This window comes from Microvirga sp. BF8 (assembly GCF_059888585.1).
Map to the genome: position 1 here is coordinate 1,692,126 of NZ_CM187619.1, position 25,296 is coordinate 1,717,421.

The window sequence follows — 25,296 nt, forward strand, 5'->3', positions numbered from 1 at the left end:
AGGCGGTCGAAGCCGCCATAGGCGCCCGTATTGCCTTCCCGGCAGAGCTGCTCCTCACCTCGGCGTCATCGGGCAAGGTCCGCGTCAGCCAGGTGTTCCATGCCACGGGGGCGGGGCGCCGACAAGGTCACCGATGAACGCCCGGCGTAGATTGATCAGAGTGTTCGAAGCCAACGGCGATGATCGCCACATCCCAGCTGCGTCGCATAGGCGGGATGCGGTCGCATGGGCCGGCAGCCTCTCCCCGGTTCAGGACCTGGCGGGCGTTGGTTCCCTCCCTGGTTTCAGTCTGCGGGGCGAACGCCGCACCATTCCGCTGCGAAGAGTGCAATTGCCTTTGTCACGCGCCGCAGAGAAGGGAGGGACACGCGCTCGTCGATGGCATGAATGTTTTCCGCCACAGGTCCATAAACCAATGCGGGCATTCCCGCGTGTACAGCATATACCGCGGCATCCAAATAGCAGGCCATGACATACGCTTGCAACGGCGGGCTGCCGGGCGGGTTGGCGCATGCGTGTGCTCCGGCGAGAACCGTCTCCGCATCGGACCCCGGTCGAAGAGTATAGCCTGCATGTGTCACGCCGACCCAATCCACGACGGGCTCCAGGCACCGCCGCACCAGAGGGTCCTCCGTTGCAGCCCCGGCAACAAAGGCTTCGAACTCCTTCATGCGGACCCCGGGCTCGTCCCCGGGATAGAAGCCGATGCGTCCCTCGAATCGACAGCACGATGGGACGGATGCGATCCACTCACCGCCATGAATCGTCCCGATTGTCAGGGCCGCGGGGTTGTCCACTTTGTCGAAGAACGGCCGTGTCGCCCGTTCCTCATTCCAACGAGCCTCAAGCCTGCGCAGGTGATCGATCAGCCGGATTGCCGCATCGAGCGCACTCACTCCACCGCTGACGTCGCGCGGGTGAGCCGGGGTCCCATTGACCGTTATGGCGAATTTGATGACGCCGGAGTTTGCCCGAACGAGCTTTTCATCGGTCGGCTCAGGGATCAGCACCGCGTCGGCGACATGCCCGCTGGCCAGCGCCATCGCTGCTCCATTCCCCGTGATCTCCTCCTCCACGACCGAATGGATCTGGACGGGAGCCATCAACTCAAGGCCGGCGGCCGTGATCGCATCGAGAGCAAAGATCGCAGCCGACAGGCCCGCCTTCATGTCCCCCGAGCCACGGCCGTAAAGCCACTCTCCCAGTCGTGTCGGCGTGAAGGGCGGATATCGCCAACGCTCCGGCTCGCCGGTGGGTACTATGTCGACATGAGCATTCAGGATGAGGGATCGTCCAAGGCAGATCGCCGGCTCGCGAACGCCGATAACGTTCCAGGAGTTTTCATAGCTGGTCGTCGTCGGAGAAAAGGCTGGATGCCGGCCAATCAAAGACGGATCAATCGTTTGACGTTCGACCCGGTATCCTCTTCCCTTGAGCGCCGCCTCGACGAGCTCCTGCACCTCTGTTTCCCGCCCTCGCAGCGAGACGCAACGCACCAGGTCCGAAAGAAACCCGATCTGGGAGTCGAAGGCGGCGTCAACGGCGGCGACGATGCGGTCCCGATGGGCCTCTGAAAGTGCGTCCGTGCGAGAAACGTCCTTGTTCGGCGGTGTCATGTTCAATGAAGCAGCCTCTGCGGATATTGACGAGTGCGATGGCGGAGCACTGCACCGACTGACCTTTCCTGGTGTCGGAGGAAAATGCCTGTCAGTGTCTTTTCACGATCATGTCCCGGGCAGGGGTGTAATGCAGGCCCTGGGCCTCCGCCACGGGCCTGCAGGTGATCTTTCCGTCGCATATGTTCAAGCCCGCCAGCAGATGCGGATCCTCCTCCATTGCCGTGCGCCAGCCCTTGTTTGCGATGGCCAAAACAAAGGGTAGCGTCGCGTTGTTCAGCGCAAAGGTCGAGGTTCTGGCAACAGCTCCGGGCATGTTGGCGACGCAGTAGTGTACGACCCCGTCCACCACATAGGTCGGATCGGAATGGGTTGTGGGGTGAGAAGTTTCGAAACACCCACCCTGATCGATCGCAATATCGACGACGACGGCTCCCTGCTTCATGGTGCCGATCATCTGGCGGCTCACCAGCTTTGGCGCGGCAGCCCCCGGAATGAGAACCGCGCCAATGAGAAGATCGGCCCCCTTGACCAGCTCCGAGATGTCCGCGCGCGTGGAGTACACTGTGGAGATCGCGCTGCCGAACTGGTTCGACAGGCGTTTCAGAGCATCCGGGGTCCGGTCGACAACCGTCACCCGCGCGCCCATGCCAATAGCGATGGTGGCCGCATGAGTGCCCGATACGCCTCCTCCCAGAATAACCACGGACGCGGCGGGGACGCCCGGAACGCCGCCGAGCAGGATACCGCGTCCCCCCTGGGCTTTTTCCAGTGCGTGGGCACCAACCTGCGGTGCGAGTCTGCCAGCGACCTCGGACATCGGGGTTAGCAGGGGCAGGGCGCCGGTGGGGGAGGTCACGGTCTCGTAGGCGATGCAAACCGCTTTTGACTCCATGAGGTCGCGGGTCTGCTCAGGATCGGGTGCAAGATGCAGGTAGGTAAACAGGACCTGTCCCGGCCGTAGGCGCTTGCGCTCCTGCGCCTGAGGTTCCTTGACCTTCACGACCATTTCGGCTTCGGCGAAAATCCGGTCCGGGCCATCGACGACCTCAGCACCGACGGCCATGTAATCCTCGTCGGGAAGGCCGGCTCCGAGGCCGGCACCGGACTGGATCATGACCCGGTTCCCGTGATGAACCAGTTCCTGCACGGACGACGGAGTGAGCCCCACGCGGGCTTCGTTGTCCTTGATTTCCGACGGTACGCCGATAAGCATAAGGTTGCCTCCTCATCTGGAATGGGGCTTGGGCCCTCTTGTTCAGACCATTCACGAAGCCGGTGACGCTCTACGCGGCGGCAGTCCTCGCACTGCCCGCCGCAGAGCTGATATTAGAGCGTCGCGCTTACCGCCTCCACAGCATCCTTCGTGGCGGACACGATAATATCTGCTTCTTCCCTGGTCAGGCACAGCGGCGGAGCGAAGCCGAGAATATCGCCCTGCGGCATGGCACGGCCGATGATTCCCCTTTCGAGCAAGGCAGCCGTAATGCGTGGCCCCACCTTCTCGGAGGGGTCGAAGAACGTGCGGTCGTCGCGGTCGCGGACGAACTCCACGGCGGCCATCAGCCCTTCGCCGCGCACCTCGCCGACGAAACGGTTGGAGCCGACCGCTTCGTTGAGCGCCTGCTTGAAATAGGAACCAACCTCACGGGCATTGGTGACGACGTCGAGCTCGTCCACCATCTCCAGGTTGGCAACGCCTGCCGCCGCACAAAGCGGGTGGGACGAATAGGTCCAGCCATGGCCTATGGGGCCATAGGTGTCCGATCCCTGCTCAAGGATGCGCCAGAGCTTCTCAGAGACGATGACGCCCGAGAGCGGCGCATAGGCTGAGGTCAGGCCCTTGGCGATGGTGATGAGGTCCGGCTTGATGTCGTAGTGGTCGGATCCGAACATGCTGCCAAGCCGCCCAAACCCCGTGATCACCTCGTCTGCGATGAGGAGAATATCGTATTTCGCCAGGACTGCCTGGATTTTCTCCCAGTAACCCTTCGGCGGCGGCACGATGCCGCCTGTGCCGAGCACCGGCTCTCCGATGAAGGCTGCAACGGTATCCGGACCCTCGGCCTGAATCAGCTCTTCAAGCTTGTCGGCGCAGTATTGGGAGAACTGCTCCTCGCTCATGTCCCGGTCGGGCCGGCGGAAATAGTAGGGCGCTTCTGTATGCAGGATCGGCGCGAGCGGCAAGTCGAACAGGTTGTGGAAGGCTGCAAGACCGGTGAGGCTGCCGCTCATCAGGCCCGAGCCGTGATAGCCGCGCCAGCGCGAGATGATCTTCTTCTTCTCGGGCCGTCCCAGCACGTTGTTCACGTACCAGACCAGCTTCATATTGGTTTCGTTCGCATCCGACCCCGACAGACCGAAGAACACGCGGCTCATGCCTTCCGGGGCGCGGTCGATGATCATCTTCGCAAGACGGATCGAGGGCTCGGAGCCGTGGCCCACATAGGCATGGTAATAGGGTAGGGCCGCCGCCTGCTCCGCGATGGCATCAGTGATCTTGGTCCGGCCGTAGCCCACGTTGACGCAATAGAGGCCCGCGAAGGCGTCGAGGCTCCGCTTGCCGTGCCGGTCGACGATGTAAACGCCCTCGGCGCCGGTGATGATGCGGTTCGGCGTCTCTCCGCGCGCATGCTGGGCCGTGTGGGTTGAGGGATGGAAGAAGTGATCCCGATCCCAGGCATTGAGTTCGTTTTCTTGGATCTTTGTTTCGTTCAGCATTGCTGGCTCCGGATCATTGAATGTCAAGGCAGAGGTATTTCACGTCGGTGAAGGCTTCGATGCCGTGGCGGGAGCCTTCGCGACCGAGGCCGGATTGCTTCATCCCGCCAAAAGGAACAGGAGACCCGGTGATCTTCACCCGGTTGACGGCCACCATGCCGTATTCGAGGGCGCGGCCCACCCGCAGGGCCCGTGCGCCATTGTCGGTCACTACATAGGCAACGAGGCCATACTCGGTGGCATTGGCCCTCGCCACCACTTCGTTCTCCGTGTCGAACGGCGTTACGGCAGCAACCGGCGCGAACGTCTCTTCGCGCATGATCAGCGCGCTGTCAGGCACGTCCGCGAGTAGCGTCGGCGTCACGAAAAGTGGACCTGCAGCCTCGCTGTCCTCTGTGATACGGCGTGCGCCACGGGCGAGAGCATCCACGACCTGCGCCTTCGCCTTCGATACGGCATTGGCGTGCATGAGCGGGCCGATTTCCGTGTCCTGATCCAGGCCCGGCCCCACCTTCAGCCGGGCGATGCGCTTGCCGAAAGCCTCGCAGAAGGCGGAGTAGATCGAACGCTGGACATAGATGCGGTTAGCGGCGAGGCAGTCCTGGCCCGAGGTTGCGAATTTCGCCGCCATGGCAATCTCGACGGCCTTATCCAGGTCGGCGTCATCGAACACGATCAGTGGTGCGTGGCCGCCCAGCTCCATCACGAGGCGCTTCATAGTGGCGGCGCAGCGCGCCGCAATCTTGCGCCCGATCTCCGTGGAGCCGGTAAAGCTGACGATGCGGACGCGCTCGTCGTCGCAGAAGCGGTTGGCAATGGCTTCGGCATCGCCTGTCACGATGTTGAGAACGCCGCGCGGCAGGCCGGCCCGTTCTGCGAGCTCCACGAGCGCAAGTGCGGAAAGGGGAGTATACGAGGACGGGTGCGCAACCACCGTGCAACCGGCGGCGAGGGCCGCCGCGGCCTTGCGTGTCAGCATGGCCGCGGGGAAGTTCCACGGCGTCAGAAGGGCCGCGACTCCGAGGGCCTCGCGACGCACCAGCATCTCCGCGCCGGGCAGGTGACTCGTCACGCCCTCCACGTTCAGGCGCTTCGATTCTTCAGCATACCATTCCACGAACGATGCGGCATAGGAAATCTCTCCGAGGGACTCGGAGAAAGGCTTGCCCTGTTCGAGCGTCATGATGAGGGCGAGGTCGTCGCGCGCGTCCAGGATGAGCCCGTGCCAGGCGCGCAGGCGTGCAGCGCGTTCCTGTGGAAGCAGGGCCTTCCACGCGGGCAGGGCACGGGCGGCGGCATCGACAGCCCAGCCGGCGGCATCGGCCCCGAGCCTGGACACGCGGGCAACGTTGAGGCCAGTGGCCGGATCGTTGATCTCGAAGCGTACATCCCCTGGGGCTGCGGTCCAGCGGCCGTCGATATACGCCATTTCGCGGAGCAGGCGGGGATCCCGCAGACGGCTTAAGGCCGGGTGGGCGTCGGCTTTGACGGGTATTGGAGCAGTGGCCGTTGTCATCGCGTTCATGCGTCGCCCTCCTTCGGATGCCATAGGAGGGAAGCTACCGCTTCAGGCAGCGAGAGGATTTCGGTTCTTCGGCAAAAGAGCAGAGAATGTCTCGGTTTTCAGGGGGCGCACTGGAGATTGTCTCGCGCAGGCTCCTGTTCTCCCAGGATCGAGCTGAGGAACTCCCGAGTGCGGGGCTGTTGCGGATTGGTGAAGAAGCCATTGGGCTCTCCCTGTTCAACGATACGTCCCCTGTCGAAGAAACAGACCCGGTCCGACACCTCACGGGCGAAGCGCATTTCGTGCGTAACAAGGAGCATGGTCAGGTCGTGCTCGCGTGCGAGGTCGCGGATGACGCCAAGCACCTCGCCGACGAGTTGCGGATCGAGCGCGGACGTCGGCTCGTCGAACAACAGGACGCGCGGACGCATGGCGAGCGCCCGCGCGATGGCGACACGCTGCTGCTGTCCGCCAGAGAGCTGACTCGGGAAATGATCCCTCTTGTCGTAGAGACCCACCATGCGCAGCAACTCTGTGGCGCGGCTTTCAGCCTCGTCCCGCTTCATCTTCAGAACCGCAACCGGCGCCTCGACGATATTCCGCAGGACGGTCATGTGCGGGAACAGGTTAAAGCTTTGAAAGACCATGCCGACATTGCAGCGAATTTTGTGAAGGTGCTTTTCGCTGGCCATGAACGGACCGCGCCCGTTTGGCTCGTGATAGCTGATCCCATCCAGTTCCAGGTGTCCTTCCTGAAACGGCTCGAGCGTCATCAGAATGCGCAACACGGTGGATTTGCCGGAGCCAGAAGGGCCGATCAGCGTCACCTTCTCGCCGCGTTGAACCTCGAAGTTGAAATTGTCGAGAACGGTCAGCGCACCGAAGCGCTTGGTGACATTCTCAAAGCGGATAATGGGTGTCATCGCAGGGGAATCCCACTTTTAGGCAGGGCTCTTTCGACCAGATAAATCAGAGCCGAGCAGATAAGGGTCATGGGAAGAAAGATCAGGCCCACCATCGAGAGGGGCACGAGATACTCGAAGGTCCGCTCGCCGATCATATTCGCGAGACCGAGCATGTCGAGCACCGTCACGACCGACAGAACGGGCGTCTCCTTCAGCATCGAGACCAGATAATTCCCCAGGGCCGGAATAATACGCGGGATCATCTGCGGGACCACGATATCGCGGTAGGTTTGCATCCGGCTCAGGTTGAGGGCCGTCGCTGCCTCCCACTGGCCGCGTTGGACCGCGTCAATGCCTCCGCGGTACACTTCGGACGTATAGGCCGAATATTGCAGGCCGAGCGCGAGAGCGCCAGTCATGAAAGCAGGGAGGACGATTCCGAAGTCAGGCAGCACGTAATAAAGAAAGAAGAGTTGGACCAAGAGGGGCGTATCGCGGATGAATTCGGTGAAGCCGGCCACCGTCCAGGAAATGACTTTGATCTTGCTGCGGCGCAGGAGGGCCAGCACGAGTCCGAGCACGAGCGCGATGGCGTACCCTACGGCGGCGGCCTTCAGGGTGACCAGCAATCCGACGCCGAGGATTGGCAGGATGGACAGCGCAAACGTTAGTGGTGTCGACGTATCCCAGGCGTAGCCGTACATCATGTGTGGGCACTCCTGGGAAAGGCCGGGCCGCGTCTCAGCTTCATTTCGATGAATCTCACGATCAGCATCAGGCAGAGAGCGATGATGAAGTAGCCGAGCAGCGTCAGGGTATAAACCGTGGTGCTGTCCAGGGTGATGTTGCGCATGGACTGCGCCTGAAACGTCAGATCCGCGATCGAGATCAATGAGACCAGGGCTGTGTCCTTGAGATTCTGGATGGCCAGGTTTCCGAAGGGAGGCATCATTTCAATGATGGCCTGGGGCATCGAGATATGCCAGAGAGTGTAGCGCTTGCTGAAATTCAGCGCCCGCGCCGCCTCAAGCTGCGTGTGCGGCACTGCGAGCAGAGCTCCACGCACGACCTCGGCCCCGAACGCGCCGGTGAGAAGCGACAATGTCATGATGCCGGTCGTGACCGGATCGAATGAGACGCCGACCAGCGGAAGCGCGTAGTAAAACCAGAACAATTGGACGAGAAGCGGCGTCCCGCGAAACAGCAATATGTAAACAAAGGCGAGGCCCGCCACAAATCGATTGCTCGATATGCGCGCGATTCCGGCGATGAAGGCCAGGATCACGCCGAAAGTGATCGAGGCGAGCGAGATCATCACCGTCACCTGCGCCCCTTTCAACAGGGGGGCCAGATATTGTGTCCATGTCATCGTCGACTCCTCCTTGCGGGCGCTTCCCGGCCAGCGCGGGCGGCGCTGGCCGGGAGGTTCGAGCGATGCAGCGGGTCACTTTCCGGCGCAGAGATCGGCGACGTTCTTGGCGGCCGCAGCCTTGATGCTCTCAGCGCTCAGGCCATAGGATGTGAGGATCTTCTGGTAATCCTCGGTCTTGCGGAAATCGACCAGTGCCTTGTTGAAGGCATCGTGAAGGTCCTTATCCTCGAGGCGGAAAGCGAAGCCGCCGTAGTTGCGCACAGGCTTGCCGTCGACGACCGGATCCGTGAAGGGCCGCACTTGCTCCACGTTCTGGCTGCCTTCCGCGAGCTTGGACACGGTCAGCTCCGTCGCTGCATAGGCATCGACGCGGGACTGCACAGTCGATGGCGCATCGGCATTGGCCTGAATGATGACAATCTGGCTGTCCTTGACGCCAACCGCGCGCAGGAAGTCGATATTGTTGGCTCCCGAGACCACTGCTACCTTGAGGGATGGATCCTTCGCGATATCAGCATAGGTGGTCAGCTTCTTCGGGTTGCCTTTCTTCACGAGAAGACCTTCGCCGTAGCTGGAATTCGGTTCCGTGAATGCCACCTGCTTGCAGCGTTCGGGCGAGATGTTCTGTTCCGCGGCAGCAAATGCAAAGCGGCGGGCCTTCAGGCCCGGGATGAGCGTGCCGAACGGTGTCACCGTCCAGTTCACCTCATTGATCCCCATGCGTTTCAGAACGGCAATCGCGACGTCGGGGCCAATGCCGGCGGCCGTTCCATCCTCTTTCATATAGCCGTATGGCACCTCGTTGGCGGTGGCACCTTGGATATAGCCGGCACTCTTCACCTCCTCGAGGGTGAGAGCCTGCGCCCCCCCGATGCTCGCGGTAAGAGCAAGAACGGCGACGCCATATTGGATCATTGTTTTCATAGGGTCTTCTCCTCTGGTGTTGTAAGAACCGCGTACCGGTTGATCCGGTTTGCAGCTTTCGCTGGCGGCATATGGTTCAGATCCTCTCCTCCATGGTCGCGACCACCGCGAGGCAGTCGCCCGTCTTGATGAGACCCGGGAAGTGCCGGGCGGCCAAAACCCCAGTGAGGGCAGCGCGATACTCGGCTGGGGCCTGCCCGGTTCGTCCGATGGGGTGAATGCGTGCCAACACGTCGCCCGCCCGCACCGGATCGCCAAGATCGATGCAGGGCTCGACGAGACCGTCATCCTCTGCGAAGCGGAAGCAATCGGCGGACGGCATGTCGAGCCAGCGGGTCGGCCCCGTCTCGGGCGGTCCGGGAACGATGCCCGCATGCTTGAGAACGTTCATGACGCCACGCTTGGCAATGCTTACTGTTTTTACGGAGGATGTGCCGCCGCCCGAGAGCTCCGTGGTCACGAACACCTTGCCCATCTCTTCCGCGGCCGTGTCATACATGCCGACAGCATCGATCTCGATCATGCGCATCGAGTAGGGCGCGGAAAAGGCCGCCACCGCCTCGAAGCAGCGCCTTTCCTGCGTCTTGTCGGGCAGCTCATGTGCGGCTGCATAGGGGAGAAAGTCCAGAGTGCGCCCACCCGAGTGGAAGTCGAGGACGATGTCGGCGAGCGGCAGCAGCGTGCGCTGAAAGTAGTCGGCGATCTTCTCCGTCACAGTGCCGTCCGGGCGCCCCGGAAAGCTGCGGTTCATGTTTCCCTGGTCGATGGGAGAGGTGCGGGTGCCGGCTCGAAACGCGGGATAGTTCATGGCCGGCACGATGACAACGCGCCCCTGAACGGCATCGGCGCCGAGCGTGCGGGCGAGATCGAAGAGTGCCACCGGGCCCTCGTACTCGTCTCCGTGATTGGCGCCGGTGAGGAGCGCCGTCGGACCGTCGCCACGCTTGATGACCGTGATCGGGATCATCACTGAGCCCCAGGCGGAATCGTCCCGGCTATAGGGCAGGCGAAGGAAGCCGTGCTGCACCCCGTCTGCTTCGAAATCGACGCTGGCAGAGATTGAGGAGGCGCGCTGAAGAGGCGTCACGATATTCATGGCTTCACGAAGAGCTGGCGTGGCACGTTGGACAGGCATTCGACGCCGGCTTCGGTGATGAGGATGCTTTCGGTGATTTCCAGTCCCATCTTCTCGAGCCATAGTCCCGTCATGAAGTGGAAGGTCATCCCGGGCTGCAATTCTGTCCTGTCCCCGGGGCGCAGGCTCATGGTTCGCTCACCCCAGTCCGGCGGATAGCTCAGGCCAATCGGATATCCGGTGCGGTTGTCCTTTACGATGCCGTAACGTTTGAGAACGGCGAAGAACGCATTGGCGATATCCTCGCAGACATTGCCTGGCTTGGCCGCTGCGAGGCCTTCCTCCATGCCTTCGAGCACGGCCTTCTCGGCATCGAGGAAGTCCTGGGTCGGCTTGCCGAGGAAAACGGTGCGCGAGAGCGGACAGTGATAGCGCTTGTAGCAGCCGGCGATCTCGAAGAAGGTGCCTTCACCCTTGCGCATAGGACGGTCGTTCCAGGTAAGGTGGGGAGCTGATGCTTCCTCACCCGAGGGAAGCAGAGGCACGATTGCAGGGTAGTCGCCTCCATAGCCGTCGACGCCCCGAAGAGCCGCGTCATAGATTTCCGCCACAAGATCGCACTTGCGCATGCCGGGCTCGACCGTTTCCACGATACGCTGATGCATGGCCTCGACGATGCGTCCGGCCTTCCGCATATAGTCGATCTCTGTCGGGCTCTTGACCGCGCGCTGCCAGTTCACGAGGGATGAGGCGTCCTTGAAGGTCGCATTCGGTAGATTCTTCGTGAGCGACAAATAGGCGGCCGCGGAGAAATAGTAATTGTCCAACTCGACTGCGATGACGCCCTTGTCCCAGCGGCGCGCCTCGATGATGCCGGACAGGAAATCCATCGGGTGGCGTTCCGTGGATTGCACGTAGTGATCCGGGTAGCTCAGGATATTGTCATGGGCGAGATAGGCGGTGCGCTTTGCGCCATTGGCGTCCTGGCCCCGGCCAAACCAGATCGGCTCGCGGTCGGGAGGTACCAGCACGCATTGATGCACATAGAACGACCAGCCGTCGTAGCCGGTCAGCCAGTGCATGTTGGACGGGTCGGTCACGATGAGGAGATCGATCCCAGCCATTTCCATCGCCTTGCGGGTCTTTGCGAGGCGCTCGGCATATTCTGCTCGGCTGAAATTGAGGTCGGGCGCGCTCACGGAAAGTCTCCGGTTGGTTCTTGAGTGTTGATGGACCTGCCCGCTCCGATTTGACGGGCGCGTGCATGGGCGAGGGTGGCAATGGCGGTATCTTGCACGCCGGTTCCAGTGAGGTCGCACAAGGTTATGGCCGCCGGGCTTTCGCGGCCGCGAGCCTGTCCGGAAATGACCTGACCCAGTTCAAGGAATGACTGGTCCGGTTCGATTAGTCCGGCTCGGATGGCATGATGCAACTCTCCGAGGCGGCGTGTTTGCGCTACACTGTCAGCAATGTAGGAGACCCGCGTCAGGGCCATAGGGTCGATCTCGTTCTTATGTTCGGAATCGGAGCCCATGGCGGTCACGTGTTGTCCCGGCCGCAGCCATTGCGCCTTCAGGATGGGCCGTTCGGCAGGTGTCGTCGTGACGATGATGTCGGCTCCGTCACAGGCGGCCTCCGGGTCCGGCGCGGCTTCGACCGCGATCCCGAGCGACATTGCGAGATTTCGCGCCGCCGCTTCAGCCTTGGCAACATCCCGTGCCCAGATGCGGGCTTGCTTGATCGGCCGAACGAGGGTGAGCGCTTCGAGCTGAAGATGGGCCTGGATACCGGCGCCGAGGATGGCGGCGCTTTGCGCATCGGGACGTGCCAGGTGCTTTGCCGCAACCGCGCCGGCAGCGGCGGTGCGCATGTCGGTGAGATATCCGTTATCCAGCAGGAGAGCCTCGGCAAGACCTGTCTTCGTGCTGAACAGGATCATGAGGCCGTTGAGGCTCGGCAGACCAAGCTTCGGATTGTCGAAGAAGCCCGGGCTTACCTTGATGGCAAAGCCGTCAAGGCCTGGCACGTAGGCGGTCTTCACGTCCACCTCGCCATGATGCTCGACGATATCGAGCCGCAGAATTGGCGGCATTACGACAGGCTTGGTGGCCAGGGCTGCGAAAGCTTCCTCCACGCAGGCCACCGCGCTGGCATCGAGCCGCACCACATGGCGGAGATCGGGTTCCGTAAGGATGAGCATCCGGGTCATCGCTCCCGCGCTCCTGCGGATATGGCCGTCTTGCTGTGGGCAATTACGATTTGCCGGTGCAATGTCTCGTCGATGTTGCGGCCCGAGATCAGGACGACGGTGGGCCCTCTGACATTGACCTTCTGCGCCAGGAGCGCTGCGATTCCGACTGCGCCTGCTCCTTCCACTGTTTCGCCTTCCGCAGAGAAGGCGTGGCGGATGCCCTCTGCAATTTCTTCCTCCGTCAGCAGCACGACGTCGTCGAGCAGATCGCGGCACAGGGCGAAGGTATAGCGGTTGTCCAAGCCGATCCCACCACCAAGGGAATCCGCCAGGGTTTCCAGCTCGTCGACCAGGGTTGGTTTCCCAGCGCGAAGACTCTCGTACATGGCGGCTCCGCGCTCCATCGAGATGCCGATCACCCGCGCCCGCGGGAGCCTTCCCTTGATCGCCACTGCAACGCCCGCAGCCAGCCCGCCGCCGGAGAGGGGCACCAGCACGAGTTCGGTATCGGGGCGAGCCTCGGCAATCTCGAGTCCGATGGTTCCCTGGCCCGCAATGACATCGGCATGGTCGAAGGGTGGAACGGCGGTCAAGCCATCCTCGCGCACCAGGCGCTCGGCTTCTTCCTGGGCGCTGTCCTGGGAGCGTCCGACGATTCTCACCTCAGCTCCGAGGGTTTGCACAGCGTCCACCTTGTTGGCGGGCACAAGCGCCGACATGCAGACGACTGCCGGCACGCCCTCGGCCTTCGCCGCATGGGCGAGCGCGCGACCGTGATTGCCAGTCGAGGCCGTAACAAGGCCGCGTCGCCGCGCCTCATCGGTTAAGGTAAGAACGGCATTTGTGGCGCCACGCAGCTTGAAGCTGCCGGTCGGCTGGTGAGATTCAAGCTTGAGATAGACTGGAACGCCGCACGAGGCAGAGAGGCTCTCAGACAATGTCAGGGGCGTGCGCCGAATCCGTCCGGCGATACGACTCTGAGCCTCTGCAATCCGGTCGAGCCCCACCACGGTCATGTCCGGGAACTTGCCGGGGCAACTGCAGCGGAGATATGCCAGATGGAGCCGGCACAGTCTCTCCATGCATCGAAGTGAACCGCCTCAAGGCCGAAGCTTCCTGCTGATACTGAGTGCATTCATCACCTTCTCTCAGGACAAAGTGATGGTGCGGTTCGCTCAGTTTCATGTCAATCGATATATTGTCATGAAACAATGATGGGCCACTACGCGATGGAGCTCACGTCGAAGACGGGCGGCAGTTGTTCGAAGGTGTCGCTGATCGACTGAAGCGCACGAGCCAGGGTCGCGTGAGAGAGGCGGCCGCCGATGCAAATGCGGATGCCGCCGGGACTATCTCCACTCGCCAGGAAAGGATCGGACGGGGTTACCGCGATGTGTTTTTGGGCCAGCGCGCGCACGAGACCTTCCTCCGTCCATCGGGGCGGAACTTTCAGCCAAGCGCACAGGGACAGGGGATGAGTCTGGGCAATGTGCTCCCCCAGGATATCCGCTACCATGGCTTGGCGTGCCCGCACCTCGCGGCGCTGCAGGTCGATCAGGTTACGGGCCGTTCCATCCTCGACCCACATGGTTGCGATCTCGGCAGGCAGGTTCGTCGCGCTCCAGGTCGTCACGCGCATGATGCTGGCGACCCGGATCGTGTATTGCGGCGGCACCACGAGGTATCCGACGCGCAGGCCGGTCAGAACCGACTTGGTGAAGCTCGTGACGAAGAAGCCGAGGTCGGGCAGAAGCTCGGTAATGGACGGAAGCGGCGTCTCGAGCAGCGGCTTGTAGACCTCGTCTTCCACCACATAGACTCCGTACCGGCGCGCGACGTCCGCGATGGCCATCCGCCGTTCGGCTCCCATCACGTGGCTGGTCGGATTGCCGAGGGAGGGAACGAGCACAAGTGCAGTCACCCCGCCCGCGGCGCAAGCCTCCTCGAAAGCTCCGACCAAGATGCCCTCGCGATCGGTCGGGAGGCCGCGCAGGGTGAAGCCGAGGACGTTGGAGAGACCGATGATGCCATGGTCCGTCAGATTCTCGGTCAGGACGATCTCGCCTGGCTGGACGACGGCCGCAACCGCCAGAAACAGGCCATGGGCCGCGCCATTCGTAATCAGGACGCGATCCTTTGCCGCCTCGACGCCAAGTCCTCTCAGCCATGCCTGTGCGGCGGCGCGATGACGGTCCAGACCCGCGATCGGACGGCAGGGGCGCATGAACGCGCTGTTGTCGCCCTGGGCAAGTTGCCTCATGACAGCGCGGGACGCCTCCTCGTGGGCCTCGGTATAGATCGCCCTGACGATGGAGAGGTCCACCGTCTCGGCCGGGTCGCGGTCGAGCATGAACCGATCGGCCTTCTCCGTAACGCGACTGCGGACGAAGGTGCCTCGGCCGACTTCTCCCCGCAGGTAGCCGCGCCGCTCGGCCTCCTTGTAGCTGAGGCTCACCGTCTGGACGGATACTCCGAGCTGCCGCGCAAGATCCCGGTGCGTGGGCATGCGCGCATGAGCAGGCAAAATATGCGCATCGATATCCGCGATGATCCTCTCGGTGAGGAGCTTGTGTTTTGTCGCCCCCTTGCGCTTGGTCAGCACGGGCTGCCAATCCACGAGGAGCGCTTCATCGAGACGGGTGAGGGTGTCTGGCTCGTCCGGGGAGCGGGGAAGCTCGCGCATAGGATTGTCTCGGGTGATTGTAATGGAGTAATCATTACATTGTGCCGGAACTCTGGGATAGCCATGAAACTCGACAAAATCGACCTGAAGATCCTTGCGGCTCTCCAGAGCGACGGACGTATGACGAAGCTTCGGCTGGCCGAAGCTGTTAACCTTTCTCCCACGGCATGTTGGGAGCGTCTCAGCCGACTTGAGAAAAGTGGGGTGATCACCGGCTACACGGCCCGCATCAACACGGACAGGTTCATGCGCCAGACCACGGTTCTGGTAGAGATCATGCTCAAAAGCCATCAGCAGGCTGATTTCCAGCGCTTCGAGGCTGCAATTCTCGAGGAACCTGCGATCATTGCCTGCGATGCGACCGGTGGCGGTGTGGACTACATCCTCAAGGTCGTCACTGCCGACATTGATGCCTATCAGAGGTTGATAGACAGGCTTCTGACGCTCAACGTTGGGATCGAGCGCTATTTTACCTACGTGGTCACGAAGAATGTGAAAGCCGCCGATCCGCTCCAGGGCTTGATGCGTGACTGAAGCGACGCGGAGGGCGGCGCTTGAGGCCCGGTCAATTCGCCACCTCTCGATAAGGAGGTTCGGGAGGACGGTCCGAGGTGTCGCTTCCCCCACAGGACGAAGCTGATCTCCCCGCGTGACGGTCCCGCCAACGGCATTAATTCGGATCTCTTGCAGGGACCCCGTTATCCTCGAGCCTGCTATGGGCGGACACGACTGCGTCCGCCACTGTGGATTTGAAGCGGGCGCGAGGCGGCCGTACGCCGTGAGTGAGCAGCACCCGCCGGATCGCCGGCCGGGCGCCGGCAATATAGATAACAGCGTTGTGCCGATGGGCTCTGCGCACGAAACCCTCGATGGTCGCGGCCGCCGTGCTATCGAGCACCGGAACTGCCGAGAAATCGATGACATAAGCCTTGGGATGTTCCGCAATCCGGTCGAGGGCGGCAGCAACCGTTGCGGCGGCGCCGAAGAAGAAGGCGCCTGAGATCCGGTAGACGACCACGTCCGGATCGGTCGCGAGTGTCGGGTCATATGGCACGCGACCATTGCCGTCTGCCGTATCCGGCCGATCCTCCTCCGGCAGGAGGCGGGGCTGATCGACCTCGACCGCCTCCGCCATACGCTGCAGGAACACCAGCACGCCGATGCCGAAACCTACCAGGATCCCTTCCGTCAGATCGCGAAAGACCACCAGCAGGAACGTGGCGAGCAACACCACGGCATCTCCCTTCGAGGCCCGGAGCAGCGTCGCGAATTCATGCTTCTCCGCCATGTTCCATGCGACGCTGGCGAGCACGGCCGCCAGCGCTGAAAGGGGAATGAAGGAGGCGAGCGGTGCCGCGACCAGCATGAACAGGAGCAGGAAGACTGAGTGCAGCATCCCCGCGACCGGGCCTCGCGCCCCAGCGCGGACGTTGGTGGCGGTTCGGGCGATCGTGCCGGTGACACAGATGCCGCCAAAAAGACCTGAGGCAATGTTCGCGAAGCCTTGCGCCACCAACTCGCAGTTCGAGCGATGCCGGCGCCCGGTCATGCTGTCCGCGACTACGGCCGACAGGAGGCTCTCGATGCCTCCGAGGAGCGCGAATGAGAGCGCTGCGGGGAGGAGTTCGGCCAGTCGCGCGACCGATAGCGGCGGCAGATGCGGGGCAGGCAAGGTTTGTGGAAACCCGCCGAAGCGGGTGCCGATCGTCTCGATCGGCAGGCCGAGAAGTTTGGTCGCAAGAGCGGCGACCGAGACAGCGATGATGAATGCCGGCCAATGCGGGCGGAAGCGCCGGATTGCGAAAATCATGCCGACACACAGTAAAGCCACCCCCATGGCATAGATATTCAGGGTCGGCAGTGCCGCTGCGAGCGCCAGGAGCTTGGGGATGAAGGGCCCGGGTTCCTTGTCGAGCGTGAGCCCCAGCAGTTCCTTGATCTGGCTCGCGAAGATAATGACGGCGATACCGGCCGTGAAACCGACGGTTACCGGGTAGGGGATAAACTTGATGAAGGTTCCGAGCCGCAGGAATCCGATTGCCAGAAGAAGAGCGCCGCTGAGCATGGTTGCGAGAAGGAGGCCGTCGACCCCGTACTGCTCGACCGTGGCCGCCACCAGCACGATGAAGGCCCCCGCAGGCCCGCCGACCTGAAACCGGCTTCCGCCCAGAGTCGAGACGATGAACCCTCCGACGATGGCTGCGTATAGGCCGCGATCGGGAGTTACTCCGGAGGCAATCGCGATGGCCATGGAGAGCGGCAGGGCCACAATGGCAACGGTGAGTCCGGCAACGGCATCGGCGCGGAGGTCTGCTAATCGATAACGCTCCCGCAGGACGGTGACGAGCTTCGGTGTGAACAGTTCGGCGAAGGTCGGTTCAACGGACCGTGCGGCCATTCCGGTGCTTTCTCCAGCCACTGAAGCGCCGGGGACCACTGGGAAAGGTCACCGCCGCGGACATTTTCGTCAGGAAGGACGGTCTGTTGACTTCACCTGCTTGAACCGCACACCTCTTCCGCCCCCGCGGCTCGCGACATTCTCGCCGATGAGTTCGATCCCGGCCCGATCGAACGCCTCGACAACCTTCGTGAGCGTCTCGACCACTCCTCGCACGTTGCCTGAACTCGCCTCCATGCGCTGGATCGTGGGTACCGAGACCCCGGCCATCTCCGCGAGCTGGCGCTGGTCTATGCCAAGGAGGGCGCGGGCAGCACGAATTTGTGCGGCGGTGATCAAGGAACGGCTCTCCTTTCACCCATCAGGTTTCAATGATGATTGCTGAAATGTGATGCTGAAGCAATCACTCCTGATGGGTAATGGGCGAACGTGGAAGCGGGAACGCTTCCCGGCCGATCGCGACCGCTTGGTTGGGCATCCAGCCGGCTGGAACCACGGCGAATTAGATCGCGAGCGCCTCGTCGTCCGCGTCGGATGGTTCGTTTTAAAGAACATTCCTCCTCCTGCAGCGTGCATTCTCCTTTGCTGTCGAGCCCTGAGAGGGAGGCAAGAACAGCTAAGAGAATCTCGATACTGGGGAGCATGTCCCAGAATCTGTCGATTTCAGCCGCTTCAAAATCAGCAGAGAGGAGGACTTTCTACAAAGAGACGACGGAGGAGAGGATTTTGCTTCAATATAAGCGTTCTATTAAAAGAACATTCTTGTTGACTGCGGCCGGGGGAGCATTAGGGTCCAAGCCTTCTTCGATCTTTAAGGACTCCTGACATGCGCCTCACCCGTCGTGCTGCCTTGCTCTCCACCAGTGCGGCTCTCTTCGGTCCTCTCCTCGCTCGCACATCCTTTGCCCAGGAGGCGCCCAAGCGCGGGGGAGTCCTAACCGCCCATCTGGGGTCGGAGCAGCGGATCCTGAATCCCGCATTGCGTGCCTCGACGGGAGTTTATCTCATCACCAGCAAGATCATGGAGGCGCTGGTCGACCTTGACGGACAAGGAAATCCGACTCCCGTTCTGGCGACCGCATGGGAGGCTACGCCCGACGGCAAGACCGTAACCTTCAAGTTGCGCCAAGGCGTTTCGTGGCATGATGGGAAGCCATTCACCGCCGCGGACGTGCAGTACACCGCCCTGGAGATGTGGAAGAAACACCTCAACTACGGCACACAGCTTCAGCAATATCTCGAGGCGGTCGATACGCCGGATCCGCATACGGCCGTGTTCCGCTACTCTCGCCCGATGCCACTCAATCTCCTGCTCCGGGCGCTCAGCGACCTCGGCTACATTGCGCCGCGCCACATTTACGAGGGAACCAATGTCCTCGAGAACCCGGCCAATACGGCGCCGGTCGGTACGGGGCCATTCAAATTCGTCCAGTATGAGCGCGGCCAGTTCATCGTTGCGGAGCGCAATCCGAACTACTGGCGTAAGGATTTCCCTTACCTCGATCGCATCATCTGGCGTGTGATCACCGACAAGTCGGCCGTCGCCGCCGCATTGGAGACAGGACAGATTCAGCTCAGCTCCTACAATGGACTGTCCCTGTCCGATCTCGATCGGTTGAAAGAGGACAATCGGTTCGAGGTCTCGACCCGCGGAATCGAGGCGAACGCCTTCAACAACACGCTCGAGTTCAACACGCGCCGCAAGGAATTGTCCGATGTGCGCGTGCGCCGTGCAATCGCCCATGCCATCAATGTCGAGTTCTTCATCGAGAACTTTCTCTATGGGCAGGCGAAGCCAGCAACGGGCCCCATCCCGTCGTCCTCCCCTGCCTTCTACCCCGGCGGCACGCCTCCTTATCCGTACGACAAGAAGAAATCCGAGGCACTCCTCGATGATGCCGGATACAAACGGGGTGCGGATGGGACGCGCTTTTCGCTGAAGATCGTGCCGATCATGAACGGCGAGGATGTCCCTCTGCTCGCCACCTTCATCCAGCAGTCCCTGGCAGAGGTCGGCATCAGGGTGGAGATCGTTCAACTCGATATTGCAGGAGCACTGACTACAGTCTATCGGGACTGGAACTTCGATCTCGCCACCGGATGGCACCAGTATCGTGGCGATCCCGCCGTCTCGACGACAGTCTGGTATCGCTCAGGCTCGCCGAAGGGCGCGCCCTGGACCAATCAGTGGGGCTGGCAGTCCGATAAGATCGATCAACTGATCGACCAGGCAGCCACGGAGATCGACCCCGTCAAGCGGAAGGCACTCTATGCCGAGTGGGTGAAGGCGGCGAACGAAGAGATTCCTGTCTGGATGATTACCGAGCGCCAGTTCTTCGCAGCCACCAGCAAGCAGGTTCGCAATCACCACAACGTGCCGCGCTGGGACTCCAGCGACTGGCACGACACCTGGATCGCCGCGTCCTGACCATGCGCGTCCTGCTTCTTGCTCTTCGCCGCCTTGCCGCCAGCCTGCCGACCTTGTTCGTCCTGCTGGCGGGATTGTTCCTTCTGCTGCAGTTTGCGCCTGGCGATACGGTCGACGCTCTCGTGGCACAGGTTGGCGGTGGCGATCCAACCATGATTGATGAACTGCGACGGCATTACGGGCTCGATGCGTCCGTGGCTGTGCAACTCGGGCGCTACGTCTGGCGTCTCCTTCAGCTGGACCTCGGGTTTTCGGCGATCTATGGCAAGCCAGTCTCCGTTGTCATCCTGGAACGTCTGCCGGCGACGCTCCTGTTGATGGGATCAGCCCTCAGTTTCGCTTTTGCGGCCGGAATGGCTCTCGGAGTCCTTTCCGCACGTCGCGTCAACAAGTGGCCGGACACGCTGATTTCCACCCTGGGGCTGATTTTCTACGCCACGCCGTCCTTCTGGTTCGGCCTGATGGGTATTGTCGTTTTTGCGGTGCAACTCGGATGGTTGCCGGCTGGTGGGTTTGAAGAGATCGGCGCAGGCTATACGGGCCTCCGACGCATCGCCGACATCGCATGGCACCTGCTTCTGCCGACCCTGACCCTGGCCCTTATCTTTCTGGCAACCTACCTTCGGATCATGCGGGCTTCGATGCTGGAGGTGATGAACCTAGACTACGTTCGGACCGCCCGGGCCAAAGGTCTCAGCCCACGCCGGGTCATCACCGCGCACGTAATGCGCAATGCTCTTCTGCCGATGGTGACCCTAATCGGCCTTCAGGCTGGCACAATGCTCGGCGGCTCGGTTGTCGTAGAGAGCGTCTTTGCCCTCCCAGGGCTCGGCCGACTGGCCTACGAATCCGTCGTCCAGCGCGATCTCAACACTCTCCTTGGTATCGTCTTCGTGTCAGCCCTGCTTGTGATTGCCATCAACTTCATCGTCGACCTTCTTTACGCGCGGCTCGATCCGCGCATCGTGGACTGAGGGCTGAGATGAGTGTCCTGAGACGCCTTGTGAGGAGTCCGACGGCAATGGTCGGCCTTGTGCTTCTCGTGCTGGTGATCGGCATGGCGCTGAGTGCGCCGGTGCTTTTCCCAAAAGATCCCCTTGGTCTCGCCGGGAGGCCGCTGCAATGGCCCTTGGCCAGTACGCGGTTCTGGTTTGGCACTGACACAACCGGGCGGGATATCGCCGCCCAGGTCTTTCACGGCGCGCGTGTTTCGCTCCTGATCGGGATTGTGGCAACGCTGCTCGCGATTGCCATCGGGATCGTGATCGGCGCCATCGCCGGCTACTATGGCGGCATTGTCGACGATATGCTGATGCGGATCACCGAAGCGTTCCAGACCTTGCCGAATTTCCTCTTGCTCCTCGTGCTCGTCGCGGTGTTCGGTTCCGACATCAAGACCGTGACCGTCGCCATCGGCTTGGTGTCATGGCCGGCTGCGGCGCGGTTGACGCGGGCGGAGTTCCTTTCGCTCAGAAGCCGCGAGTTCGTCCAGGCTTGCCGCACGCTCGGCATGCGTGACCTACAGATTATCTTCCGGGAGATCCTGCCCAACGCGTTGCCGCCGGTGATCGTCTATGCAAGCGTCGTCATGGCCATCGCCATCCTACTGGAAAGCGCATTGGCATTTCTCAACCTGTCCGATCCCAACATCCCGTCCTGGGGCAACCTGATCGGTACCGGCCGTTCTGTGCTGCGCACTCAGTGGTACGTTTCAGCTATCCCAGGCCTTGCGATCCTGCTGACTGTGCTTTCGGTCTCTCTGGTTGGGCAGGGGTTGAACGATGCCCTGAACCCGAGGCTCAAGCGGCGATGACAACAGTTCTTTCCATCGAAGGTTTGACGGTAGCCCTGCCACCCGGAGCCGACCGGCCGCATGCGCTTGAAAACATATCCCTGAAGCTGGATGCCAATGAGATCCTCTGTATCGTCGGAGAAAGCGGTTCAGGTAAGTCCATGACGGCAAATGCCCTTCTCGGTCTTCTGCCGGAGGGGGTGAGGGCGACGGCCGGAAGGATCCTGCTCGAGGGCGATGATCTGCTCACGCTCAGCGATACTGAGCTGAGAAAAATTCGTGGTGCAAGGATCGGCATGATCTTTCAGGAGCCCATGACCGCGCTCAATCCGCTACGGACGATCGGCGATCAGATCGCCGAGATGTTCCGTACCCATACGGATCTCGGCTCTGCCGAGATTGCGCAGCGGGTCGCGGGCTTGCTGAGGGACGTTCATATTCCTGATCCGGAGGAGGCGCGGCGCGCCTATCCGCATGAACTCTCTGGCGGCCAGCGCCAGAGGGCGATGATTGCCATGGCGCTTGCCCTCGAACCGCGCGTCCTCATTGCCGATGAGCCGACTACTGCGCTCGATGTCACGACCCAGGCCCAGATCCTGAAGCTCATCCGGGAGCTGCAGCAGCGCACGGGGACCGCGGTGCTATTCATTACCCATGATTTTGGTGTGGTGGCCGAAATTGCCGACCGCGTCGCCGTCATGCAACATGGCAAGCTTGTCGAGGAGGGGAGGGCAGAGAAACTTCTCAATCACCCCCGGCATCCCTACACCAAGGCACTGATCGCAGCCGTGCCGCCGCTCGCTCCGCCTCCTCCGAGGGACGTTGCCGCGGAGCCGATCCTTCGAATTGAGCATGTTTCAAAGACTTATCAGAAGCGTGGACTGCTGGCGCGTCACCGACGCATTACGCATGCCGTGCAGGATGCCAACCTCGTTCTGCCTCGAGGAGGCACTCTCGGCATCGTTGGTGAGAGCGGGTCGGGCAAGTCAACCCTTGCCCGTTGCATCGTGCGCCTGCTCGATCCTGACTCGGGCTCGATCCGTCTCGGCGAAACCGATCTCGCAGCTCTTTCCCGCAGAAGGATGCGGGAGGAAGCCCGCCGGATCCAAATGGTCTTTCAGGATCCCTTTGCCTCACTCAATCCGCGGCGCCGGGCAGGTGAACTCGTCGTCCAGGGACCCATCATCCATGGAGAGACGCCCGCGAGGGCCTTGGCGAAGGCCAAGGAACTCTTCACACTCGTCGGACTCGATCCGGAGGCTACCGAGCGCTACCCGCACGAGTTCTCCGGCGGGCAGCGTCAGCGCATCGGTCTGGCACGCGCCCTTGCGCTGGAGCCCGAAGTGCTGGTGGCCGATGAACCTGTGTCGGCTCTCGACGTGTCGGTTCAGGCCCAGGTGTTGAGCCTGCTTGCGGATCTGCGCCGCCGTCTCGGCCTGTCGATGGTGTTCATCACCCATGATCTACGCGTCGCCGCGCAGATTTGCGATCGCATCGCTGTTATGAAGGGTGGTGCCGTAGTCGAGGAGGGAACGGCGGCGGATGTCTTTTCGACACCGCGCCACCCCTACACACAGGCGTTGCTGAGCGCGGTACCCGGGAGGAACTGGATTCCGCCTGCCGGAACGAATGCCTTGCTCGCAGCATCGTGAGCATATCGCCACAACATTACCTCTCCATACCGCCCAAGGAGCACAGTCATGGCCCAGCCGCTTCCGATCATCGAGCGCCGCCGTATCGAAGCGGAGCTCCTCAGGGAGGTTTATACAACACTGGTTGAGCGCTACGGCAGGGAAGAGGCGAGAAGGATCGTCTCAGAATCCGTTCGCCGCTCTTCGATGGCACAAGCGGCGCAGTTCGCGGCTCAGGCTGTGGGAGGGACAAGTCTTCAGAGCTTCATTGATATTCAATCGAACTGGACAGCGGAGAATGCCCTTGAAATCGAGCCCGTCTACCGAGACGAGAGCCGATTTGATTTCAATGTAACGCGCTGCCGCTACGCCGAGATGTACAAGGCGATGGGCTTGGGCGAGATCGGAGGTCTCCTGTCCTGCAACCGTGACGGCTCCTTTTGTGAAGGCTACGACCCCAAGCTCAAGATGACCCGCACGCAGACGATCATGGAAGGCGCCAGTCATTGCGATTTCCGCTATCGCTACGAGTCGGATGCAAAGGCTTGACGATAGGTTATCGAAAAGGAGAGGAGGCAACGTGGACGATACGCGCATTGTTGCCCGTAGCCCCGCTCTCGCGCCCTTCGGCGAAGGGCTGATCGCCCACGAACGACATGTGGCACGTGATCTCGATATGCTCGGATTTCCCGCGCCCAACTGGCCCGTAGGGAGAAGCGCGCCGGATGGAAGTCCGGTCATTGACGTCCTTGTCGTCGGTGCGGGAATGAACGGCATTGCAGCTGGCGCATCCCTTATGTTCAAGGGAGTCCGAAACCTACGGATTCTCGACCGCAATGCTGTCGGACAGGAGGGGCCCTGGCTCTCCTTTGCTCGCATGGACACATTGCGCTCGCCAAAAAACCTTCCAGGACCTGCTCTCGGCATTCCATCCTTAACTTTTCGCGCCTGGTATGAGGCGTCCTACGGCGCGAGTGCGTGGGAGACCCTATACAAGATTCCGAATATCGTCTGGGCCAAGTATCTCACCTGGCTGCAACGGGTTTTAGATCTACCCGTCGAACATGAGGCCTTGGTCCGACGGGTCTCACCATTCGCCGGATTGCTGAAGGTTGAGGTCGAGGCTCGCTGTGGCGTGACGCAGCTCATGGCCCGGCGGGTTGTTCTTGCAACAGGCAGGGCGGGCGCCGGTGGCGAACGCGTGCCGGACTTTGTTGAAGCGGCACTTTGGCCGGATCTCGCCGCTCACACGAGCGAGGCCATCGACTTTGGCTCGCTGCGCGGGAAAAGCATCGGAGTGCTGGGCGGCGGAGCCTCGGCGTGGGACAATGCGGCGACAGCGCTGGAACAGGGGGCGGCACGAGTGGATATGTATGTCCGCCGCCCAATCCTTCCGCAAATCAATAAGGGCCGGGGTTCGGCCTCTCCCGGCTACTTCCATGGCTGGAATGCTCTTGATGATGCGGAACGTTGGTCTCTGTTCGTCTATCTCAACGATGCCCAGGCGCCACCGCCACATGAGACTGTGCGTCGGGCCATGCGGCAGGAAGGTTTCAACATTCACCTGGGCAAAGCTGTCGAGGTTGCCTCACGCCACGAAGGGCGGGCGAGGGTCTATATTCACGGAGAGGCGCATCCCAGAGAGCATGATTTCCTGATCGTGGGGACCGGCTTTGACGTCAACGCCGCCGCTATTCCGGAGCTCGCTCAATGGTCCTCCTCAGTGGCGCGCTGGTGCGACCGATATGTGCCCCCGGAAGAGTTGCGACGCCTTGACCTCGGCAACTTTCCTTACCTTGGTCCCGGCTTCGAACTTGTCGAGAAAAATCCAGGTCAGGATCCGGAACTGACGCATATCCACCTCGTCAATCACGGGGCCGCCCTCAGTCATGGCGCCGTCGCAAGCGATATTCCGGGTGTCAATGTCGCGGCGGAACGGCTTTCAACGGCGATTGCCGCTGGGTTGTTTCGTGAGGACATCGAGCCGATCCGCCAGGATCTGGAGGCATTCGATGAGCCCGAGCTCGAAGGAACGCCTTTCTTCGTGCGCTGACGA

22 protein-coding genes are annotated in these 25,296 nt (G+C 61.7%); 7 read left to right on the forward strand and 15 right to left on the reverse strand.

Annotated elements, in window-relative coordinates:
* Positions 1 to 284: 284 nt before the first annotated feature.
* The 13 genes from AC522E_RS08110 to ehuR all read right to left on the reverse strand — a co-directional run bounded on the left by AC522E_RS08110 (position 285) and on the right by ehuR (position 14,925).
* On the reverse strand, positions 285 to 1,616 hold the full coding sequence (locus AC522E_RS08110; RefSeq protein WP_500749898.1) for an ArgE/DapE family deacylase: 1,332 nt from the start codon (positions 1,614 to 1,616) through the stop codon (positions 285 to 287).
* Between the two features lie 91 nt (positions 1,617 to 1,707).
* Positions 1,708 to 2,832, reverse strand: a complete 1,125-nt coding sequence (gene ald / locus AC522E_RS08115; RefSeq protein ID WP_500749899.1) for an alanine dehydrogenase — start codon at positions 2,830 to 2,832, stop codon at positions 1,708 to 1,710.
* A 113-nt stretch (positions 2,833 to 2,945) separates the two neighbouring features.
* Positions 2,946 to 4,337 (reverse strand): aspartate aminotransferase family protein, encoded by a 1,392-nt coding sequence (locus tag AC522E_RS08120; protein WP_500749900.1) that lies wholly within the window; start codon positions 4,335 to 4,337, stop codon positions 2,946 to 2,948.
* 13 nt (positions 4,338 to 4,350) lie between these two features.
* Positions 4,351 to 5,862: an NAD-dependent succinate-semialdehyde dehydrogenase gene (locus AC522E_RS08125; RefSeq protein WP_500749901.1), complete on the reverse strand. Its 1,512-nt coding sequence runs from the start codon at positions 5,860 to 5,862 to the stop codon at positions 4,351 to 4,353.
* A 98-nt stretch (positions 5,863 to 5,960) separates the two neighbouring features.
* Entirely contained in the window at positions 5,961 to 6,764 is an 804-nt protein-coding gene (gene ehuA / locus AC522E_RS08130; protein ID WP_500749902.1) for an ectoine/hydroxyectoine ABC transporter ATP-binding protein EhuA, read from the reverse strand.
* Positions 6,761 to 7,453: an ectoine/hydroxyectoine ABC transporter permease subunit EhuD gene (ehuD, locus tag AC522E_RS08135; protein WP_500749903.1), complete on the reverse strand. Its 693-nt coding sequence runs from the start codon at positions 7,451 to 7,453 to the stop codon at positions 6,761 to 6,763. Before ehuD ends, ehuA begins: the two co-directional genes overlap by 4 nt.
* Positions 7,450 to 8,115: an ectoine/hydroxyectoine ABC transporter permease subunit EhuC gene (gene ehuC / locus AC522E_RS08140; protein ID WP_500749904.1), complete on the reverse strand. Its 666-nt coding sequence runs from the start codon at positions 8,113 to 8,115 to the stop codon at positions 7,450 to 7,452. Before ehuC ends, ehuD begins: the two co-directional genes overlap by 4 nt.
* Positions 8,116 to 8,190: 75 nt before the next feature.
* A complete protein-coding gene (gene ehuB / locus AC522E_RS08145; protein WP_500750615.1) occupies positions 8,191 to 9,033 on the reverse strand; it encodes an ectoine/hydroxyectoine ABC transporter substrate-binding protein EhuB in 843 nt (280 codons plus the stop codon).
* 85 nt (positions 9,034 to 9,118) lie between these two features.
* Positions 9,119 to 10,138: a N(2)-acetyl-L-2,4-diaminobutanoate deacetylase DoeB gene (doeB, locus tag AC522E_RS08150; RefSeq protein WP_500749905.1), complete on the reverse strand. Its 1,020-nt coding sequence runs from the start codon at positions 10,136 to 10,138 to the stop codon at positions 9,119 to 9,121.
* Positions 10,135 to 11,316, reverse strand: coding sequence for an ectoine hydrolase DoeA (doeA, locus tag AC522E_RS08155; RefSeq protein WP_500749906.1), 1,182 nt, complete (start codon positions 11,314 to 11,316; stop codon positions 10,135 to 10,137). The genes doeB and doeA overlap by 4 nt, the downstream gene beginning before the upstream one ends.
* Positions 11,313 to 12,326: an ectoine utilization protein EutC gene (gene eutC / locus AC522E_RS08160; protein ID WP_500749908.1), complete on the reverse strand. Its 1,014-nt coding sequence runs from the start codon at positions 12,324 to 12,326 to the stop codon at positions 11,313 to 11,315. Before eutC ends, doeA begins: the two co-directional genes overlap by 4 nt.
* Positions 12,323 to 13,324, reverse strand: a complete 1,002-nt coding sequence (gene eutB, locus AC522E_RS08165) for a hydroxyectoine utilization dehydratase EutB (RefSeq protein WP_500749909.1) — start codon at positions 13,322 to 13,324, stop codon at positions 12,323 to 12,325. Before eutB ends, eutC begins: the two co-directional genes overlap by 4 nt.
* Positions 13,325 to 13,530: 206 nt before the next feature.
* Positions 13,531 to 14,925, reverse strand: coding sequence for a MocR-like ectoine utilization transcription factor EhuR (gene ehuR / locus AC522E_RS08170; RefSeq protein WP_500750616.1), 1,395 nt, complete (start codon positions 14,923 to 14,925; stop codon positions 13,531 to 13,533).
* Positions 14,926 to 15,054: 129 nt separating this feature from the next.
* Between ehuR and AC522E_RS08175 the strand changes: the two genes are divergently transcribed.
* Positions 15,055 to 15,525 carry an Lrp/AsnC family transcriptional regulator gene (locus AC522E_RS08175; RefSeq protein WP_500749910.1) on the forward strand — a complete coding sequence of 157 codons (471 nt, stop codon included), beginning with the start codon at positions 15,055 to 15,057 and terminating at the stop codon, positions 15,523 to 15,525.
* Between the two features lie 136 nt (positions 15,526 to 15,661).
* Here the strand turns inward: AC522E_RS08175 and AC522E_RS08180 are convergent, their stop codons facing one another.
* A complete protein-coding gene (locus AC522E_RS08180; protein ID WP_500749911.1) occupies positions 15,662 to 17,389 on the reverse strand; it encodes a SulP family inorganic anion transporter in 1,728 nt (575 codons plus the stop codon).
* 69 nt (positions 17,390 to 17,458) lie between these two features.
* Positions 17,459 to 17,728: a helix-turn-helix domain-containing protein gene (locus tag AC522E_RS08185; protein WP_500749912.1), complete on the reverse strand. Its 270-nt coding sequence runs from the start codon at positions 17,726 to 17,728 to the stop codon at positions 17,459 to 17,461.
* A 487-nt stretch (positions 17,729 to 18,215) separates the two neighbouring features.
* Between AC522E_RS08185 and AC522E_RS08190 the strand changes: the two genes are divergently transcribed.
* The 6 genes from AC522E_RS08190 to AC522E_RS08215 are packed head-to-tail and all read left to right on the forward strand — an operon-like array spanning position 18,216 to position 25,293.
* Positions 18,216 to 19,817, forward strand: a complete 1,602-nt coding sequence (locus AC522E_RS08190) for an ABC transporter substrate-binding protein (RefSeq protein WP_500749913.1) — start codon at positions 18,216 to 18,218, stop codon at positions 19,815 to 19,817.
* A 2-nt stretch (positions 19,818 to 19,819) separates the two neighbouring features.
* Positions 19,820 to 20,791 (forward strand): ABC transporter permease, encoded by a 972-nt coding sequence (locus tag AC522E_RS08195; protein WP_500749915.1) that lies wholly within the window; start codon positions 19,820 to 19,822, stop codon positions 20,789 to 20,791.
* Positions 20,792 to 20,799: 8 nt separating this feature from the next.
* A complete protein-coding gene (locus AC522E_RS08200) occupies positions 20,800 to 21,630 on the forward strand; it encodes an ABC transporter permease (RefSeq protein WP_500749916.1) in 831 nt (276 codons plus the stop codon).
* Positions 21,627 to 23,261 (forward strand): ABC transporter ATP-binding protein, encoded by a 1,635-nt coding sequence (locus AC522E_RS08205; protein ID WP_500749917.1) that lies wholly within the window; start codon positions 21,627 to 21,629, stop codon positions 23,259 to 23,261. The genes AC522E_RS08200 and AC522E_RS08205 overlap by 4 nt, the downstream gene beginning before the upstream one ends.
* 48 nt (positions 23,262 to 23,309) lie before the next feature.
* On the forward strand, positions 23,310 to 23,789 hold the full coding sequence (locus tag AC522E_RS08210; RefSeq protein WP_500749918.1) for an L-2-amino-thiazoline-4-carboxylic acid hydrolase: 480 nt from the start codon (positions 23,310 to 23,312) through the stop codon (positions 23,787 to 23,789).
* Positions 23,790 to 23,820: 31 nt separating this feature from the next.
* Positions 23,821 to 25,293 carry an NAD(P)-binding domain-containing protein gene (locus AC522E_RS08215; protein ID WP_500749919.1) on the forward strand — a complete coding sequence of 491 codons (1,473 nt, stop codon included), beginning with the start codon at positions 23,821 to 23,823 and terminating at the stop codon, positions 25,291 to 25,293.
* The last annotated feature ends 3 nt before the right edge of the window (positions 25,294 to 25,296 follow it).

Bases quoted from the DNA above. Each gene is read 5' to 3' on its own strand.
- AC522E_RS08110 (WP_500749898.1), bottom strand. From the start codon at position 1,616: ATGACACCGCCGAACAAGGACGTTTCTCGCACGGACGCACTTTCAGAG.
- ald (WP_500749899.1), bottom strand. From the start codon at position 2,832: ATGCTTATCGGCGTACCGTCGGAAATCAAGGACAACGAAGCCCGCGTG.
- AC522E_RS08120 (WP_500749900.1), bottom strand. From the start codon at position 4,337: ATGCTGAACGAAACAAAGATCCAAGAAAACGAACTCAATGCCTGGGAT.
- AC522E_RS08125 (WP_500749901.1), bottom strand. From the start codon at position 5,862: ATGAACGCGATGACAACGGCCACTGCTCCAATACCCGTCAAAGCCGAC.
- ehuA (WP_500749902.1), bottom strand. From the start codon at position 6,764: ATGACACCCATTATCCGCTTTGAGAATGTCACCAAGCGCTTCGGTGCG.
- ehuD (WP_500749903.1), bottom strand. From the start codon at position 7,453: ATGATGTACGGCTACGCCTGGGATACGTCGACACCACTAACGTTTGCG.
- ehuC (WP_500749904.1), bottom strand. From the start codon at position 8,115: ATGACATGGACACAATATCTGGCCCCCCTGTTGAAAGGGGCGCAGGTG.
- ehuB (WP_500750615.1), bottom strand. From the start codon at position 9,033: ATGATCCAATATGGCGTCGCCGTTCTTGCTCTTACCGCGAGCATCGGG.
- doeB (WP_500749905.1), bottom strand. From the start codon at position 10,138: ATGAATATCGTGACGCCTCTTCAGCGCGCCTCCTCAATCTCTGCCAGC.
- eutC (WP_500749908.1), bottom strand. From the start codon at position 12,326: ATGACCCGGATGCTCATCCTTACGGAACCCGATCTCCGCCATGTGGTG.
- eutB (WP_500749909.1), bottom strand. From the start codon at position 13,324: ATGACCGTGGTGGGGCTCGACCGGATTGCAGAGGCTCAGAGTCGTATC.
- AC522E_RS08175 (WP_500749910.1), top strand. From the start codon at position 15,055: ATGAAACTCGACAAAATCGACCTGAAGATCCTTGCGGCTCTCCAGAGC.
- AC522E_RS08180 (WP_500749911.1), bottom strand. From the start codon at position 17,389: ATGGCCGCACGGTCCGTTGAACCGACCTTCGCCGAACTGTTCACACCG.
- AC522E_RS08190 (WP_500749913.1), top strand. From the start codon at position 18,216: ATGCGCCTCACCCGTCGTGCTGCCTTGCTCTCCACCAGTGCGGCTCTC.
- AC522E_RS08195 (WP_500749915.1), top strand. From the start codon at position 19,820: ATGCGCGTCCTGCTTCTTGCTCTTCGCCGCCTTGCCGCCAGCCTGCCG.
- AC522E_RS08200 (WP_500749916.1), top strand. From the start codon at position 20,800: ATGAGTGTCCTGAGACGCCTTGTGAGGAGTCCGACGGCAATGGTCGGC.
- AC522E_RS08205 (WP_500749917.1), top strand. From the start codon at position 21,627: ATGACAACAGTTCTTTCCATCGAAGGTTTGACGGTAGCCCTGCCACCC.
- AC522E_RS08210 (WP_500749918.1), top strand. From the start codon at position 23,310: ATGGCCCAGCCGCTTCCGATCATCGAGCGCCGCCGTATCGAAGCGGAG.